The organism is Ensifer sp. Root558 (assembly GCF_001427045.1).
Classification (GTDB): domain Bacteria; phylum Pseudomonadota; class Alphaproteobacteria; order Rhizobiales; family Rhizobiaceae; genus Ensifer; species Ensifer adhaerens.
Map to the genome: position 1 here is coordinate 40,592 of NZ_LMGC01000017.1, position 15,302 is coordinate 55,893.

Annotated in this window: 17 protein-coding genes and 2 pseudogenes; 9 read left to right on the forward strand and 10 right to left on the reverse strand. The window is 58.4% G+C overall.

The window, feature by feature from the left end:
* Positions 1–2 precede the first annotated feature (2 nt).
* A complete protein-coding gene (locus ASD63_RS18805) occupies positions 3–605 on the forward strand; it encodes a TraH family protein (protein WP_060529726.1) in 603 nt (200 codons plus the stop codon).
* A 255-nt stretch (positions 606–860) separates the two neighbouring features.
* Here ASD63_RS18805 and ASD63_RS18815 read toward each other — a convergent pair whose 3' ends face one another.
* From ASD63_RS18815 to traI, 7 genes and pseudogenes are all read right to left on the reverse strand, one after another.
* Entirely contained in the window at positions 861–1,070 is a 210-nt protein-coding gene (locus ASD63_RS18815) for a helix-turn-helix transcriptional regulator (protein WP_060529727.1), read from the reverse strand.
* A 38-nt stretch (positions 1,071–1,108) separates the two neighbouring features.
* A pseudogene (locus ASD63_RS18820) lies at positions 1,109–1,483 on the reverse strand (conjugal transfer protein TrbJ); the annotation flags it as partial.
* Positions 1,455–3,908, reverse strand: coding sequence for a conjugal transfer protein TrbE (locus tag ASD63_RS18825; protein ID WP_060529728.1), 2,454 nt, complete (start codon positions 3,906–3,908; stop codon positions 1,455–1,457). The gene ASD63_RS18825 and the pseudogene ASD63_RS18820, both read right to left, overlap by 29 nt.
* 8 nt (positions 3,909–3,916) lie before the next feature.
* Positions 3,917–4,216 (reverse strand): conjugal transfer protein TrbD, encoded by a 300-nt coding sequence (locus ASD63_RS18830; protein WP_060529729.1) that lies wholly within the window; start codon positions 4,214–4,216, stop codon positions 3,917–3,919.
* Positions 4,209–4,580 (reverse strand): TrbC/VirB2 family protein, encoded by a 372-nt coding sequence (locus tag ASD63_RS18835; RefSeq protein ID WP_060529730.1) that lies wholly within the window; start codon positions 4,578–4,580, stop codon positions 4,209–4,211. Before ASD63_RS18835 ends, ASD63_RS18830 begins: the two co-directional genes overlap by 8 nt.
* A complete protein-coding gene (trbB, locus tag ASD63_RS18840) occupies positions 4,570–5,547 on the reverse strand; it encodes a P-type conjugative transfer ATPase TrbB (RefSeq protein WP_060529731.1) in 978 nt (325 codons plus the stop codon). Before trbB ends, ASD63_RS18835 begins: the two co-directional genes overlap by 11 nt.
* Positions 5,548–5,570: 23 nt before the next feature.
* Positions 5,571–6,185, reverse strand: a complete 615-nt coding sequence (traI, locus tag ASD63_RS18845; protein ID WP_060529732.1) for an acyl-homoserine-lactone synthase TraI — start codon at positions 6,183–6,185, stop codon at positions 5,571–5,573.
* Positions 6,186–6,529: 344 nt separating this feature from the next.
* Between traI and repA the strand changes: the two genes are divergently transcribed.
* The 6 genes from repA to ASD63_RS18870 all read left to right on the forward strand — a co-directional run bounded on the left by repA (position 6,530) and on the right by ASD63_RS18870 (position 11,133).
* Complete coding sequence (repA, locus tag ASD63_RS18850) at positions 6,530–7,762, forward strand: plasmid partitioning protein RepA (RefSeq protein ID WP_090429322.1); 1,233 nt, start codon at positions 6,530–6,532, stop codon at positions 7,760–7,762.
* A gap of 50 nt (positions 7,763–7,812) precedes the next feature.
* Positions 7,813–8,826: a plasmid partitioning protein RepB gene (repB, locus tag ASD63_RS18855; RefSeq protein WP_060529733.1), complete on the forward strand. Its 1,014-nt coding sequence runs from the start codon at positions 7,813–7,815 to the stop codon at positions 8,824–8,826.
* 324 nt (positions 8,827–9,150) lie between these two features.
* Positions 9,151–9,387 (forward strand): hypothetical protein, encoded by a 237-nt coding sequence (locus ASD63_RS34375; RefSeq protein WP_082572939.1) that lies wholly within the window; start codon positions 9,151–9,153, stop codon positions 9,385–9,387.
* 168 nt (positions 9,388–9,555) lie between these two features.
* Positions 9,556–10,050, forward strand: a complete 495-nt coding sequence (locus ASD63_RS18860; protein ID WP_244497264.1) for a SyrB-like regulator — start codon at positions 9,556–9,558, stop codon at positions 10,048–10,050.
* Between the two features lie 90 nt (positions 10,051–10,140).
* Complete coding sequence (locus ASD63_RS18865; RefSeq protein WP_060529735.1) at positions 10,141–10,551, forward strand: hypothetical protein; 411 nt, start codon at positions 10,141–10,143, stop codon at positions 10,549–10,551.
* Positions 10,552–10,746: 195 nt separating this feature from the next.
* Positions 10,747–11,133, forward strand: a complete 387-nt coding sequence (locus tag ASD63_RS18870; RefSeq protein WP_060529736.1) for a hypothetical protein — start codon at positions 10,747–10,749, stop codon at positions 11,131–11,133.
* 97 nt (positions 11,134–11,230) lie between these two features.
* On the opposite strand, the gene ASD63_RS18875 is transcribed toward ASD63_RS18870, so the two are convergent.
* Positions 11,231–11,434 (reverse strand): cold-shock protein, encoded by a 204-nt coding sequence (locus ASD63_RS18875; protein ID WP_060529744.1) that lies wholly within the window; start codon positions 11,432–11,434, stop codon positions 11,231–11,233.
* Between the two features lie 343 nt (positions 11,435–11,777).
* A pseudogene (locus ASD63_RS36245) lies at positions 11,778–11,888 on the reverse strand (transcriptional regulator); the annotation flags it as partial.
* A 1,022-nt stretch (positions 11,889–12,910) separates the two neighbouring features.
* Between ASD63_RS36245 and ASD63_RS18880 the strand changes: the two are divergent.
* On the forward strand, positions 12,911–13,123 hold the full coding sequence (locus ASD63_RS18880) for a hypothetical protein (RefSeq protein ID WP_134888074.1): 213 nt from the start codon (positions 12,911–12,913) through the stop codon (positions 13,121–13,123).
* A 410-nt stretch (positions 13,124–13,533) separates the two neighbouring features.
* Here ASD63_RS18880 and ASD63_RS36250 read toward each other — a convergent pair whose 3' ends face one another.
* Positions 13,534–13,746, reverse strand: coding sequence for a hypothetical protein (locus tag ASD63_RS36250; RefSeq protein WP_029742856.1), 213 nt, complete (start codon positions 13,744–13,746; stop codon positions 13,534–13,536).
* Positions 13,747–14,576: 830 nt separating this feature from the next.
* Here ASD63_RS36250 and ASD63_RS18895 point away from each other — a divergent pair.
* On the forward strand, positions 14,577–14,837 hold the full coding sequence (locus ASD63_RS18895) for a hypothetical protein (RefSeq protein WP_034796848.1): 261 nt from the start codon (positions 14,577–14,579) through the stop codon (positions 14,835–14,837).
* Positions 14,838–15,302: the final 465 nt, after the last annotated feature.

Here is a 15,302-nt window from a genome sequence, read left to right on the forward strand (position 1 = left end):
TCATGGTGGACGCTGCCCTGATCAAAGAGTGCGCCGATCCTTCCCTTAACCCCGCGATCGTCGAGCAGTTCGTAGCGGCTGCGGGTTCCACCGATCCCCTCACTGTCACCGTCAAATCGGGCGCGCGGTTGATCCTGGTGCAGAAACCGTCATCGACCGACGAGGCAATGGCGATCATCCGCCAGCACGCTGGACGATCGGTGGTTCGCGTCGGACTGACGCAGTTTCCGGCGGGTCTCGGCGTTAAGGACGCCGGGGACCTGAAGCCGGAGCTTGTTGATCCATGTGAAAATCTTCGGAGTGGAACGGCAATGTTTGCGAAGGTTTTGCGGATTGTCAGCAAGTGGTACGGCAATCCGACGAGCGAAGAGGCCCTCCCACACATATTCGAGGATGCGGTCTATGCCTGGAAGACTGGTGAGTTCGAAGGCGTCAGCGTTTTCCAAGCGAAAGACCCGGGAGGTGGGCTCGAATTGCAGCAGCGAAGAAACGTGCCGTCCATCGTTGATCAAGACGCAGCGGGCACGACACGCGATACACAAGCGCACGAGGATGTTGCAGGCGCCGGAATACGCATCGATCTTTCCCGCATCGGCGGAAATTGACCGTCATTCGGGCAGTGCGTAGCGCGTCAGGATGGCCTCATTGCCTTCCAACGTCATCTCGATGAATTCGTTCACCAAGATGTTTCGATGAATGAGTTCATCAAGGGCCGCGAGGAACAGTTCCCGCTGCAGGGCGGGAAGCACCGGGGACGATGATGATCAGGCCGGCGTGCAACGTACGTATAATTTTCTGAAATCGCACGCGTGTTGGTCACGAAAGTAAAATGTTCCGCGACGATGCGCGGGATCAGATCCCTAGGGCTTTGCCAAAAGCTCGCTCGGATCCACACCCAATACCTCGGAGAGCTGCCCGAGCACCGTGACGGTGGCGGATGTGTTTGCCCTTTCGATATCCCCGATATGCCGGACGCTCAGGCCGGTTCGGTGGGCCAGTTCTTCCTGCGTCAACTTCTTGCCATGACGTATTCGACGCAAGTTCACCGCCATGACCTCCCTGAGATCCATCGCATGAGCGAAACTCTAATCGGTACTATGGTGCCAGGATCGTCGGCGTTGCCCATCGAAAAGGCGATGCTTTGCCCCTGATCGACGATTTCGCGCAATTGATTCAGATCCCGTTCCACCTCTCCCCAGATCTGGTTCGGCAATCGCGCCGTGTTCTGAAGCATGTTGTCGTAGATCTTCAGCTGGTTCTGGATCTGCTCGGCCAACTGGCTGATCTGGGTCAGCTGATTGTCGACCTGCAGCCCATTGCTCTTTAGGAGATCGACGAGTTGGGCGTTGTTGGCGAGCTGCGTCCACTCTGTGGCAACACCTGTTGCTGACCCGGAGCGCACGGTTTGCGGCGATCCGACGACAGTTGTGATAGCAGCCACGGCTGAAAGCACCTTACTCGATGTTGAGTATTGACGCGGCATCGGGAACTCCTCTTGTTGCCAACCAATGGCTCGGCCAGTTCTGACCGTGTGCGGACTTGAGTGCGCGGATGCGCTTGAGATCCTCCTTGCCGGACGCCCCGACGAAGCTGAGTGCAACCGGACCCAGCGCCATGTCGAAGAGCCGGCGGCCCTCTGGCGTGACGACGTAATATTCACGCTTGGGGATGGCCCCAGAGACGATCTCGATCTGCCGCTCATTAAATCCGATCCGCTCATAGAACTCGCACGTCCCCGGCTCGCGGGCCGCGCCGTTCGGAAGGCAGATCTTGGTCGGGCAAGATTCCTTCAGCACATCGATGATGCCAGAGCGCTCGGCATCCGAGATTGACTGGGTCGCGAGCACGACCGCGCAGTTTGCCTTGCGCAGGACCTTCAGCCATTCGCGGATCTTGTTGCGGAATACCGGGTGGCCCAGCATCAGCCAGGCCTCGTCCAGGACGATCAGGCTGGGGGAGCCGTCTAGCCGTTTCTCTATCAACCGGAACAGATAGGTCAGGACCGGTACGAGATTGCGTTCGCCCAGGTTCATGAGGTGTTCGATTTCAAAAGTCTGGAAAGTGCCGAGGGTGAGCCCGTCCTGCTCGGCGTCGAGCAGCTGACCCATTGGCCCGTCGACGGTGTAGTGGTGGAGCGCGTCCTTGATCTCGCGCATCTGCACGCCGCTGACGAAATCCGAAAGAGACCGGCCGGTCGCTTTGGCCATCAAACAGAGCTGGCGGGAAATGGCGTTCCGATGATCAGGCGTGATCGTCGTGCCTTGTAGCGCAACGAGCATTTCGATCCACTCGCTGGCCCAGGCCCGATCGCCATCCGTTGAAAGGTCGAATAGTGGGCAGAACGCAAGCGCCCTCCCTTCTTCATGATCGCCGCCGATCTCGTAGTGCTCCCCGCCGGTGGCCAGCGTTAGCGGCAGTAGTGAATTGCCTTTGTCGAAAGCGAAGATCTGGGCGAACTCGTACCGCCTGAACTGCGCGGCGATCAGTGCCAACAGCGTCGATTTCCCCGAGCCGGTCGGGCCGAAGATCAGCGTATGCCCCACATCATCGACATGCAGGTTGAATCGAAACGGCGTTGAGCCGGTCGCGACCTGCATCAGTGGCGGAGAATTGGTGGGAAAGAAGGGACAAGGGGCAACCGGACTGCCCGACCAGACCGAATTAAGCGGAACCAGATCAGCGAGGTTGCTGGTGTTGATCAGTGGTTCTCGGACGTTGCAGTACCAGTTGCCTGGAAGGCTGCCGAGAAAGGCGTCTGTCGCGTTGAGCGTTTCGATCCGTGCACCGAACCCTTCGGCTTGCACCAACCGGCGGATCGCCTCGGCCTTCTCCTGCAGTCGCTCTCGGTCGTCATCGAACAGGATAACGACCGGCGTGTAGTAGCCGTAAGCGACCAACTGCGACGACGCCTGAGCGATTGCATCTTCGGTCTCGGCGACCATGCTCATCGCGTCTTGATCGAGGGCCCGGCTTTGCGTCTGAAACAACTGGTCGAAGAACGGGCGAACCTTCTGCTGCCACTTCTTGCGCGTGCGCTCGAGTTTCTTCCGCGCCTCTTCCGCGTCGAGGAAGATGAAACGCGAGGACCAGCGATATGTGAGCGGCATCAGATCAAGGCTGTTCAGGATCCCTGGCCAGCTTTCAGCAGGAAAGCCGTCGATAGCCACGACACCGAGAAACCGGTTCTCGACGTTCGGCGTAAGTCCATGCTGAAGCTCCGCCGTTGCGATCCAGTCCAAGTACATGGGGACGTCGGGGAGTCGGATCGGATGGTTTTCACCTGTTATGCAGAACCGGACGAATTGAAGGAGCTCGTCGTATCGCGCGGTGCGCTCCCCTTCCCTCTCGGATACTTCGCGTGTCTCCATTCGCTGGATCGAAAGGGTGTTCGCAAAATACTGTTCGATCTCGCGCACACTATTCCGGAATATGGCGAGGACTGTATCTGCGTAAGTCTTCTTCCGACTGCTCTCATCCGAGTAGATGTATTTACTCAAGGCAGTTTTCTTGGACTCAGGCGGTCGGTGGGTGAGGATCAGGACATGCTTGCTCTCAAAGTGCCCCTGCTCGCGCGCGAAATGGGCTCGGCGTTCGGCATCGATCGCGCGTGTCACAGGATCGGGAAAGTGGCAACGATCTTCCGAAGGGTAATCGACTGTCGGAACCCGAATGGCCTCGACCTGGATCATCCATCCGTTGCCAAGCCGTGACAGGATTGCGTTGATCTGACGCGAAAGTTCGTTTCTCTCGAGGTCAGTGGCGCTTTCGGAATCTGGTCCAGCGAAGTACCAACCCGCCATCAGGCTACCATCTTTCAGGAGCAGAACGCCGTTGTCGACCAGGCCGGCATACGGAACGAGATCAGCGAAAGACGGGCCGGTGGCCCGGAATTGTTTGAGAGCGACCATGGTTGTCCTCAGTACCGCCGCCACGGCGAACTCGTTGCCCTGTAGTAGGGATTGTAGGAGATGTGCCGCAGATAGACCTGCCGCATCAGCGGGTCGGATTTCGCCATCACGCGAAGGAGACCGACGATCCCGATCCAGACGGCGATGCCGAAGAGTGCTGAGTACGCGGTTAGAACGACGAAGATGAGGATTACGGCGGCAAGTCCCGTGATCAACACCAGTTCGCGGTCTGCGCCCATCAGCAGGCTCGGCCGCGAGAGGGCGCGATGGATGCGGTTGCGCTGCAGTCTGGACACACGCTCAACCATCAGTGCGGCCCGATGGAGTTTTTGTAATTTTCGTGTCCGCCAGCCCGATCGAAGCACCGGTTGCACCGAAGAGGCCCACGATCTGTGTCGCGCCGAGAAGAATGCCCGCTACGAGGACGACGTACACCAACCGCCGGGCAAAGTCGTTGAGTTCGCCGCCGAAGATCAGCATCCCGCCCGCGATGGCGACGGCGGCAAGCGCGATGTATCCGGCCACCGGGCCGGTGATCGATTCTTGGATTTGCTCAAGCGGCCCCTCCCAGGGGAGGCTGCCGCCCGAACCGGCCAGCGTCGGCGCAGTCGATGCAAAAAAGCTGGGCGCCGCAATGAGCGTCATGGCGATCAGAGCATGCTTAGGCGACATGGCGGGCCTCCTGTTCTTCTGTGAACTGATCGGATTCGATCTGGTACTGGCCATCGGCAAACTGCTCGACATGGATGACGTCGCGAACTCGGCGCCCACGCGAGGTCCGCTCGATCGAAACAACCAGGTCGACCGCCTCACCGATTACTTCCTGCATCGGCTGCTGGCTCGCCTCCGCGGTGAGTTGCGCAAGACGGCGCAGAGCAGAGGTGGCAGTGTTCGCATGGATCGTTGCAACGCCACCCGGATGACCGGTGTTCCATGCTTTGAGTAGCGTCAGTGCAGCTCCATCACGGACCTCGCCGACGACGATCCGATCGGGACGCAAACGCATGGTGCTCCTGAGAAGCCGCGCCATATCGATGGTATCGCTTGTGCGCAGGACCACAGCGTTCTTGGCCGTGCATTGTATTTCGGCCGTGTCCTCCAGAATTACGAGCCGATCCTCCGGCGCGGATCTGACAATTTCGTCGATGACAGCGTTCGCAAGTGTCGTCTTGCCCGAACCAGTTCCCCCGGAGATGATGATGTTCAGCCGCGCGGAGACTGCACTGCGGATCGTCGCCGCCTGGTCCACAGTCATGATGCCGATCCGAACATAGTCATCGAGCGGGATGAGATGTGATGCCCGGCGCCGTATGGTGAAAGCAGGGTTCGCGACGACGGGGGGCAACAGTCCCTCGAAACGGTGGCCGCCGATCGGGAGCTCACCCGAAATGATCGGCTGTTGCGCATCGACCTCGGACTGGAGCGCATGCGCCACAGTGCCGATTACCATTTCCGCTGCCGCTGGCGACATCTCTCCTACGGGGTTCATGCCATGCCCGACGCGCTCAATGAAGAGCTTTCCGTCCGGGTTGAGCATGATCTCGACGACATTCGCGTCGTCGAGGGCGACGCAGAGCTGATCACCAAGGGCTTCCTGAAGTTTGCGGACAAGTCGAGGATGGGATCGAGGCTGGTTCATTGGCTTCTCCCTAAGCTGCTTGGTCAAAAGGGGTGGATGATATTGGACCGGTAGTTGGCGTGGCGGAGGTTTAGCCAGGTGTCCCGGTTGGCAGGGAGGATGCCAGCGACGGCCATCGTTGCGCCAATCTCCTTGGGCTCACCAAGACGCTGGAGAGGCCATCCGACGCGGGCGAGGATCCGTTCGAACCGGAGATCCGTGACGGTGACGATTTCGGTGAAACGGTGGGCGATGCTCCATTCGACTATTCCGGCGAACATGGTGAGCGTGGCTTCGTGTATCTTGCCCCCACCCCGTCCCTCCTCGATAGTGGTGTCCACGCAAAAGCGCGAACTCTCGATCATTCCGGTATGGGCGCGGAGCCCCCCGCTTGGTAGGAGTGAAGGGAAAACGTCGGCCAGCATGGTCGGGCCCTGCGCTGGCAGGAGGCGCGCACAACCCACCACCTGCCCGTCGTCGGAGACGGCTAGGATGTACGTTGGCTCAAGTGCGTCGAAACAATCCGATTCGTAGTCGCCGATGACATCCACTTCCCATCCGAGCCGATCAGAAAAGACACGAGCTCGCAGTTGATGATGATTGTGGAGAAGCCTGATCTCCTCGACGTTGCGCGGCTTCGAAATTGCGAGAATCTGCACGAAACTCTCCGTCCATGTTTGTTCGACGGGAGAGCAGCACAGATCGGCGTTCGTGTGCAGTTGTAGGATTCTACAAGCTTATTAGTTGCACGCCAAAGTCTCGGCGTTCTACGGAAACGTGCGGCTCGAAGCCTGCCCACGCGGCGGCCATGCGGGAGTCACAGTAAAACGCATGGTGAGCACAACGAGCAGGCTGAATGCTAAATCACGGAATATAAAGGGTAATTGGATTTCTCTCTCAAACCCGCCGCCGCGTTAACCTTCTGTTAACCATTAAGTCCTTGCCAAGAAATGGCATTTGCGTATCGTCACGGAAAAAGGGCCGTTCCGGCGAAAAATCCGTGATGAGAGATATAAGCGTGAGTGTGGCAACAAAAGCAAACCGCCAGACTTTGCCAAGCGTCGATGTAACCATCGGTGAGCATGCAGACCTTCTGAGCTCACAGCTGCAATCGATGAGCGAAGCACTTTTCCCGCCAACGTCGCAGAAAGTTCTGCGAAAGTTCACCTCCGGAGAAGCCGCGCGACTAATAGGTGTATCTGATTCGACACTGCGGAAGATGACTCTCGCTGGTGAAGGCCCGCAGCCGGAGACAACGAGCAATGGTCGACGCCTTTACACGCTTTCTGACATCAATCAGATCCGGCGCATGCTGGCTCGATCCACACGTGGGCGCGAGAGCGTCGAGTTCGTGCCACATCGTCGTCCTGGAGAACACCTTCAGGTACTGGCTGTAACGAATTTCAAGGGGGGGTCAGGCAAGACGACCACTTCGGCGCACTTGGCCCAGCACCTTGCCTTGCAGGGTTACCGTGTCCTTGCTGTAGACCTCGACCCTCAGGCGAGTTTGTCCGCCCTTCTGGGGGTCCAACCCGAGTTGGATGTTGCGTCCAATCAGACCCTTTACGCTGCAATTCGCTACGATGACGAGCGCCGGAACCTCTCGGATGTAATTCGGTCGACCTATTTTGACGGTTTGGATCTCATTCCAGGCAATCTCGAGCTGATGGAATTCGAGCACACAACGCCCAAAGCGCTAAGCGCCGGCACTCCGGGCGAAACTCTGTTCTTCGCCCGTGTGGCCGCTGCAGTCGATGAGGTTGCTGACAACTACGATGTTGTTGTCATTGATTGCCCACCGCAACTCGGTTTTCTCACGTTGAGCGGACTATGCGCAGCAACCTCCATGATCGTCACCGTGCATCCGCAGATGCTCGACGTTTCGTCGATGAGCCAGTTTCTGCTTATGACGCGGGACCTTCTTGGTGTCGTACGCGACGCCGGTGGGGACCTGAAATATGACTTTATACGCTATTTGCTTACCCGGTTCGAACCGCAAGATGCGCCGCAGACAAAGGTTGCAGCCCTCCTGCGCAACTTGTTTGACGATCATGTCCTTACAAACCCGATGTTGAAGTCCGCCGCCGTTTCGGATGCCGGACTGACAAAGCAGACGTTGTACGAGATCGGCAGGGAAAACTTGACGAGATCTACCTACGATCGCGCCATGGAGGCGCTCGATGCAGTGAACTCTGAGGTTGAAGTGCTGATTAAACGGGCCTGGGGTCGCGCATAGCGCGGCGATGGATCGGCGTTTTTATTTGAAGATATGACAGGCGAGGCAACATGAGCAGGCGAGATTCAATCGACTCTCTCTTTCTGAAAAAGCCAGTAGCTACGGCTTCATCCGCGTCCAAATCAGCGGACCGCGTGCGCACGGGTGCAATCTCGGCAATGGGCTCTTCGTTGCACGAGATGGCGGAGAACGCCAAGCAGGCGACGAGACTTCAGCAGCAACTGGCCGAAGGCGAAGCGGTCATTTCCATTGACACCGCTTCGATTGATACCTCGAGGATCTTAGACCGGATCCCGGCCGACGTTGACCCCGCCTTTGATGCTCTGGTTGAGAGTGTGGCAGAGCATGGGCAGCAGGTTCCAATTCTGGTGCGACCGAGCCCGCAGACGACGGGCCGGTTCGAGATTGCTTACGGGCGCCGGCGCTTGAAAGCGGCCCAGAAGCTCGGGCTGCCTGTCCGTGCGATCGTAAGAAACCTATCTGACAGCCAGCTCGTCATCGCGCAGGGGCGCGAAAATCTGGACCGCAAGGACCTTTCCTTTATCGAAAAGGCTTTCTTTGCAAAACACCTCGAAGACGCCGGATGCGACCGACCAACGATCATCGCCGCCCTTGCAGCCGACAAGGCAGACGTCAGCCGCTATGTGGCGACCGCACGGCAACTTCCAGAGGACTTGGTTCGGCTGATTGGCCCGGCACCCAAAGCAGGGCGGGCACGCTGGTTGGCGCTCGTTGACCACCTTGCCTCGCCTTCCAAGTTGGCTAGCGCTCGCGAGCACCTCGTCGGTTATGCTGAGAACAGGCTCGAAAGCGACGCGCGGTTGGACGCTCTCCTTCGTGCGTTTGACGAGCCCGAAAAGAAAGCGACTGCCAGCAAGTCGGAAACTTGGAAGACGCCGCGTGGAAAACGCGGAGCGCGCATCGAGGCTCGGAGTGGGAAAACGACCATCACCTTTGAAGAGAAGGTGGTTCCGGCATTTGCCCAGTTCGTTTCCGCCAAGCTGGACGAACTTTATAGGGAATTCCAGGAACGCAACGGCGAGGGTCTGGATAGCGAACGATAACGGCTACACGCTTGCGGTAGAAATCCTATTGTCTGTGTCGTCACGGACTTAGTCTCGTCCTGAACATGCCACTTGCGGAGGCAACCATGAGGGTTCGCCGGCTGGAAGTCCTGAACCCAGCGCCTGTGCGCGAAAAGCAAAGCGTCCGCCGGCCTGTTGGGAACTCCCAACAACGTCGAGGCCTATATGCACGTCGTACTTTAGAATTTTTCAGGTTATTCGGCCGACATATATGACAACGGCAGTTTGTTGGGAGCTCCCAACGGACGCTACGCTGATTTTTCTTACTGATGAAGAACCTCAGACCACATTAGCCAGACCGCCGTGGACTACTATTCTTCCTCTGGCTACACCAACCTCGATGATTTGCCAAAGCGCTCGACGACAAAAATCTCAAGAGCTACATCGCGACGCTCAAGGCATTCGTGCCCGCACGCCGTCAACCTTCCGCAAGTGCAACTGCCCGAGCGCCCGAACGGCACGCGTTTCATTCACGTGCATGAAAACCGCCCCGGCATGCTCATCCAACTCAACGAGATCTTCCGCCGTCGCTACAACTGAGTGAGCTCCCGCCGCTCCCCGGGCTGCCGCAAGGAGAACACGCGGGTGATTTGATGCGGCACTCCGGCGGTTGCAGTGCGCAAGACTAAACGGCCGCACCCCGGAAAGCTTGGGGCACGGTCCGCCAGGTGGTCTGCTTGCGCGGCGTCAATCGCTACAGAAACGAGTTTGTCTCGGCTGGTCGCCGGCGTGTTCCTTGACACTGCGCTTGGCTCGTCGGAAAAGTCGTTTAGAGCTGGAGAGGGTAAAATCATGGCAGAAGAAATCAAACTGGATGAAACCGCCGTCGTGGAAACGGCTGCGCCGGCGGATGCGCCTGCGCCCAAGAAGCGCGGAGTGAAAAAAGTAGCTTCGGATGCAACGATGGCAGAGGCAAGTGTCGCGCCGGCCTCCAAGAGGGGCCGCAAGCGCAAGGAAACCTCGATTGAGGTGAAGGCGGCAAGTCAGGCGACCCCCGCTGTCAAGGCCCGGGCGAATGCCGTCACCAAAGGCCCTGGAAAGAGGACCACGTCGAAGCCGTCAGCGGCAGCGTTCGTTCCGGTGCTCGACGAGATCGCGGGTCTTCTTCAGTTGGAGGAAGAGAATGCGCGGTTGCGCAAGGCGCTCGCCGACAAACTGCGGACCGAGAACGCCGATCTGCGCAAGCGGCTTGGGCTCAGCTGATCACGAGGGTGAAAGGCCGACCGTCTTGCGGTCGGCCTTCGTCATCGCGTCTTTAGAGGGGGCCTGGCTAAATCCAGGTGATGGGGCATCATGAAGTCGCCGTGGAAGTTCTTGGTCAATCTGGCATCGAGAGGCAGAACCGTCGAACAGCCGCATGAGTCCTCGATGCCGACGGAAGTCCCAATCCCCGCTGCAACGCCTGATGAGGCGGAAGCGATTGTCGAGACGGCGCCGGTTGAGGTCGAGCCGCCACGTGCCACCGAACCGGTGGCTTCCCTCCGCCGAAAACCTTCAAAACAGCAGGCACGGGAGGTTCAAAACGTTGCGTTGGCTGCCGGTGTCGCGCATGGAGCTGCGAACTCCGAGCCTCGCGGGGCACCGATCGTCTTTATCGATGAGGTGGTCGCGCTGGACGAGGACATCACACAACTAAGGCGGCAACTGGCACAAAAACTGTCTTTGCAGAACGCTCAGCTTAAGAAGTTGCTCGAGCGGTTCTGAAGGGGTCCCCCACGCTTGCCGCTCTTGCCCCCTGGATACCGATGAAACCGCAGCAGCGGAAGTTTATCGTCGAAGTCAAATCGGCTCGCCGGCGGTCGACTACCAGCCAGTCCTCAATTTGGGGCGATACGGACCTCAAAGCGCTCGTGCGCGCGGCGAAGACAGAAGCACCGCACGTTTGCTCCGGCTCAGCGCATGGAACTGCCTTCTCCAGAGACCACTGCAGAAGTTTTGCCAATCGAGGGCGCCGTAATCGAGGGTGCTGACCCAATCGCAGATCTGGCGGACCCGACAGAAGGCGGCACTGGTAGCGTTGATGTTTTTTCCGGTTCTGCTCCGATCCTACCCTTGGAAGTGGATCGCCCGAAGGCTATCCCACAAAAAACGAAGCTGAAGCGCCAGGGCTCGGCGCGCCGGGGTCGTCCTCTTGACAGCCGGACGGTTATCGTTACTCCCGAAGCACTTGACGACCTTGCGGCGCGCGAGGAAGAAAATCGCCGGCTGAAAGGGCTGCTCGCGCAACGGCTTCGGCAGGAAAACAACCTGCTCCAAAAAATGTTTGAACGGTTCGAAACAAACTGAATGGTGGTCTGCTGACCGTCGCTTCGAAGGCCAGCGGGTCCTTCGTTGAACCATAGCTCGCGACTTTCGTCGTTGCCACTGGTGTACAGTTGGCAACTCAGGCTGACCTGACGTTTTCGGCTCGCGATTTTCCTGTCTTGCGGTCCTGGCCAATGTCGTACCTGACCTTTTGGCCGTCTCGAAGCGGACTGCCGCCTTCAGCCGCGGACACATGGACAAACACGTCCGTTCCGCCGTTCTCAGGTGAGATGAAGCCGTAACCCTTGTCCTGATTAAAAAACTTAACAGTACCGATTGCCATCATCATCCTCGTTCACTGTAGTGGCTCTGCGAAGCCTATTCACCCTCTTGGTTCACTGCAATCACGCAAACGGGTGAACATCGATCCGCTCTCGATTGTTGATAATGAGAAACCCCTAAAATTAGAGGGAACAAAAGTAGTCAGGGACCAGAACGAAGGCGCAACCATGCCGGCAGTTCCGATCGTGGCGACCACAACAAAAAGTCGAGTAAATTTGAAAGGAATATCGCCGCCAATTCCAGCCGATTCTAGAGGTCGCGCCCAATTGTACCCGCGTTCGGGGTCTTAGCTGATGCTATGATAGCTGCAACTATTATCCAAGAGCAGGAAGCAACCAGGATGCTTAGCGGCCTTCACCCCCGCTCGTAGCCACAGTGTCCGCCGACGGTTCCGCCGGCGTCATGCGCTTCAGGAGCCCGATCAGATCGCGCATGGTATCATGCGGTAAGCGTTCCGACGCCTGGGAACCGCCCGAATGGTTTCGGTGACGTCAACCATTACTCGGGTCGGTTGCTGATTGGTCAGCTGTCCGTGGAGAACCATTTGCTGCTTGGCGAGTTGGATCCTAGCGAAACCCAAAGAGTGGCAGCATCGGGATTGGTAAGAGAATGCGGTGCTCCTTTTCCAAATCGCCGGGGAACGCGCAACAGATGAGGAGGTCTCTGTGTCAATTTTCGTTCTAATCAGTGCCGCTTGCATCGTGCTCGGCGTACTTCTCCTTTGCTGGGAGGCACTTGCGGGGCGCCCATTGAGCCGTCCGCGTACTTCCGACGATGGCGCACCTCCGACACTTGAGCCAAAAGGACAAGGCCTTGGCTTCCTCGGTCCAACGAGAAATTGGGCGGGGCTCAGCCTGATTGCGGCAGGAATGATCATATTCCTCTTGGTTCCTTGATGAACGATCGACCTGGCCGCGTGCGGCCCGAAAGGGGGCAGTACCGCGGACGGCGAGATCGCTCGATAGTGAAGGCTTGACCCATCGAGGTTTTATCGCCGCGCGCTGATCCGTATCGCCCCAAATCGAGGACTGGCCGGTGGTCGATCGATTCTGCAAGCCGGCGTCACCGGACGGGTTTGAGTCCGAGAGCCGATCTTGGACACAGATAGCATGAAAATGTTTGCCATTTTTGCAGCGGCGCAGAGGAGTAAAGGACGAATGGCGCAGTGTCGCTGCGATAAAGCACCGAGACCGCGGAACATTTCCGTTCGGCTGTGTTTGGACGCGTACACCAGCCGAGTGGACGGTGGTGCGCCAACCGAGGAGAACGAAAATGCCAAACCAAGGCGGCCAAGGCGGCAGCAGCGAGCAAAATCGAAAAGCTGGCGAGCAAGGTGGAAAGAACGAAAACAAGCGTGCATCCAGCAGCCGAGAAAGCGGAAGCGGGAAGAGCTCCGGGTCCGGGGGCAAGAAAAGCGGATCCAGTGGCGCCTCCGGCGCGAGCCGTAGCAGCAATCGAAAGAGTTGAGGTCTTTAAGATGGCAAGCGGACAAGGACGCGAACGACCTGATGATCCCGTGGGCAATGGTAATGGTGTTCGACACAGCGATGAGCAGGATCCACGAAAGCCCCTCCCCGGATCTGATGAAGAAAACGCAGATGAGGAATTGGACGACGACGAAGAAGATGAAATCTCCCCACGGGAGCCGGAGCCCGATGAGGAAGATCCCGATCTGCCGGCTCGCGAGTAGAACCCGCTGGGTTTTTCTGACGTGAAAAAGGACCGCCCGCCAAAGCCGCGGGCGGTTCTTTTTTTGCCTAGCCTACCCTGAGAGAACTTCGGAGCTGTGAAAGATTGGGGCCCGCAGCAATCCATGACCAGAAACTCGCACTTAGAAACGGCGGTCGAAAAAGTACGAGGTGTGCGATGAGGTGCTGCGTTTAGCTACTACTGACCGATTAACAGGCTCCCGGCCCTTCTGGCGACTGTTTCACGAACGATTGGGGTTCGCTGTCGAAGCCGACGTCCCATTCTTTTTTCCCGGGCATCCTGAGAGCCGGTGATGACGGTCGGTTCGCGCTGGCAACCCCGTAGGCCTCGCGGTCCGCCTGGGATGGGGCGAACCCCGCCTGTGACGGGGCGAACGCTCCGGTCTCGCGTTTATTCTCCACCGCGGCGTTCCTTCGCTTTCAAGGCGTGGGAGGGGCGGTTGCGCTCGGGGTCCTTGTTTGTCTCGCCAACGGCGTCACGCGCCGTGTCGGGGTCGTCTTTGGCTGGTAGGTAGCCACGCGGCCTAGACTCTTTGGGGCCCTCCCAGCGGGGGGATTGGTCGGTCGTACCGGGCGCGCCGTCCCGAGGTTTGTTAATACCCATAGTCACGTCTCCTTTCCGGTATTAACTGCTCCGTCTTCTCAATGTTCCGTTTGCTAGGGCAATCCTCCCGTCTTGTGGTGAGGCGGGTTAACAGGTTTTGACTCTGGAGACACGAAGCGCAGAAAAATCGAGAGGATCACGGGAGCAGCCCTGGACTGGAATTCTAGATTTCAATTCTGGAACCGAACCAGTATTTGGGACTGCCCGCATGTTGTCAGACCGTCGTCGCGGCACTGCCGTGGCTCCGCGCAAAGCTCCGGAGAAAAAGGAGGAAAGACCGTGATCCCGAGAGAGTAGGCGTAACGCCTTGGCGGATAGGCTGCCAACGCGCACGGGCAACGGCACTTCAGTCTCATAAGCATGCTTTGCAGGATCCCCGCTTGTCGCTATGAGGCACAGACGGATAAGACCGTCGCTTCTATTTGCCGGCGGGTGGCAGAGGCCGTCCAGGGTAACGAGGCCCAAGTCGTGGCCTACCTGCATGATGTTGTCGAAAGGGAAGGGGTGGACTCTCGACCGTCTACCGGAGGAGGGATCTCCGAGATCCTGGCGGCCGTCAATGCGATGTTACGCCGCGACTACTAGGCCTAGGGAGGATGCCGTTCGCCGGGCGGCGGCGAACGCCTTGTTTCGGCGTGTCAAACAGGCCGATCACGAGGGCAACCTCGCGCAGGTACAGACGCTGGGGAGAATGGCGCGAAGTACGCAGAGAGCCTTGTGCCGCTGAATACGCCACGAAAATCACGAATAGCGAGGTGCTCCACGGAACCGACGGCCGGCCCCAAAAGTTTGTCACTCCATCGGAACCACTGCTAAACGGGAGGAATCCAATGAGCAGTTCGACGACCACCGACCATGACGTAATCCGTAAATGGGTTGAACAGCGCAAGGGCCGGCCCGCCGCGGTTCGCACGAAGGGCAAGGGTGGCATTCTTCGGATCGACTTTGGCGAGAAGGACGAGGACCTTGAAGAGATCAACTGGGATGAGTTCTTCGAGATTTTCGAGAGCAGCCGGCTTGCCTTTCTTCATCAGGAGAAGACGGAAGGCGGCAAGACTAGCCGCTTCAACAAGTTCGTCGAGCGTGAGTAGACGGACTAGATGGCTCGCCCCGGGTCTGATGAGAGGAATTCCTGGGTGAGGATTCCATCTGCGCGGAGAGGCGATTGCCAAGCGATGCGTTTTGTCTGCCCCGCTGGATACCGCCTCTTTTACGCGGGGATAGCGATGTGCAAGGTAAATGGCGACGAAAGCGGGTAGCGTTGTTGCAAATGAAGGAAACCTCTGGACCAGTCTGATATGGTCGCCATTGCCTGCCGACGGGGCGTCGCGAGCATGACGCTCGTTGACTGGGAAGTCGGCGCGTTCTACTCGAATTGTCACCGTGCTTACGTCGGGGACTGGGAGCGGCCCGTCCAGCAGGAAAGTTCCACCGACGGCACGCCTATCGAAGGAGACTGTCGCTCCCGAATTCGTCCCATCCGCTCAAGCCGGTCGCGGCTTCGTCGGCTCGTTCGCTTGGTTTGACTTTTTCCTTTTTCTTCAGCGACCGCGTCA

Bases quoted from the DNA above. Each gene is read 5' to 3' on its own strand.
- ASD63_RS18830 (WP_060529729.1), bottom strand. From the start codon at position 4,216: ATGGTTGAGCGTGTGTCCAGACTGCAGCGCAACCGCATCCATCGCGCC.
- ASD63_RS18880 (WP_134888074.1), top strand. From the start codon at position 12,911: ATGGCAAGCGGACAAGGACGCGAACGACCTGATGATCCCGTGGGCAAT.
- ASD63_RS18835 (WP_060529730.1), bottom strand. From the start codon at position 4,580: ATGTCGCCTAAGCATGCTCTGATCGCCATGACGCTCATTGCGGCGCCC.
- ASD63_RS18815 (WP_060529727.1), bottom strand. From the start codon at position 1,070: ATGGATCTCAGGGAGGTCATGGCGGTGAACTTGCGTCGAATACGTCAT.
- ASD63_RS18865 (WP_060529735.1), top strand. From the start codon at position 10,141: ATGAAGTCGCCGTGGAAGTTCTTGGTCAATCTGGCATCGAGAGGCAGA.
- ASD63_RS18875 (WP_060529744.1), bottom strand. From the start codon at position 11,434: ATGGCAATCGGTACTGTTAAGTTTTTTAATCAGGACAAGGGTTACGGC.
- repB (WP_060529733.1), top strand. From the start codon at position 7,813: ATGAGCAGGCGAGATTCAATCGACTCTCTCTTTCTGAAAAAGCCAGTA.
- ASD63_RS18870 (WP_060529736.1), top strand. From the start codon at position 10,747: ATGGAACTGCCTTCTCCAGAGACCACTGCAGAAGTTTTGCCAATCGAG.
- ASD63_RS18805 (WP_060529726.1), top strand. From the start codon at position 3: ATGGTGGACGCTGCCCTGATCAAAGAGTGCGCCGATCCTTCCCTTAAC.
- repA (WP_090429322.1), top strand. From the start codon at position 6,530: ATGAGAGATATAAGCGTGAGTGTGGCAACAAAAGCAAACCGCCAGACT.
- ASD63_RS36250 (WP_029742856.1), bottom strand. From the start codon at position 13,746: ATGGGTATTAACAAACCTCGGGACGGCGCGCCCGGTACGACCGACCAA.
- ASD63_RS18825 (WP_060529728.1), bottom strand. From the start codon at position 3,908: ATGGTCGCTCTCAAACAATTCCGGGCCACCGGCCCGTCTTTCGCTGAT.
- ASD63_RS18895 (WP_034796848.1), top strand. From the start codon at position 14,577: ATGAGCAGTTCGACGACCACCGACCATGACGTAATCCGTAAATGGGTT.
- trbB (WP_060529731.1), bottom strand. From the start codon at position 5,547: ATGAACCAGCCTCGATCCCATCCTCGACTTGTCCGCAAACTTCAGGAA.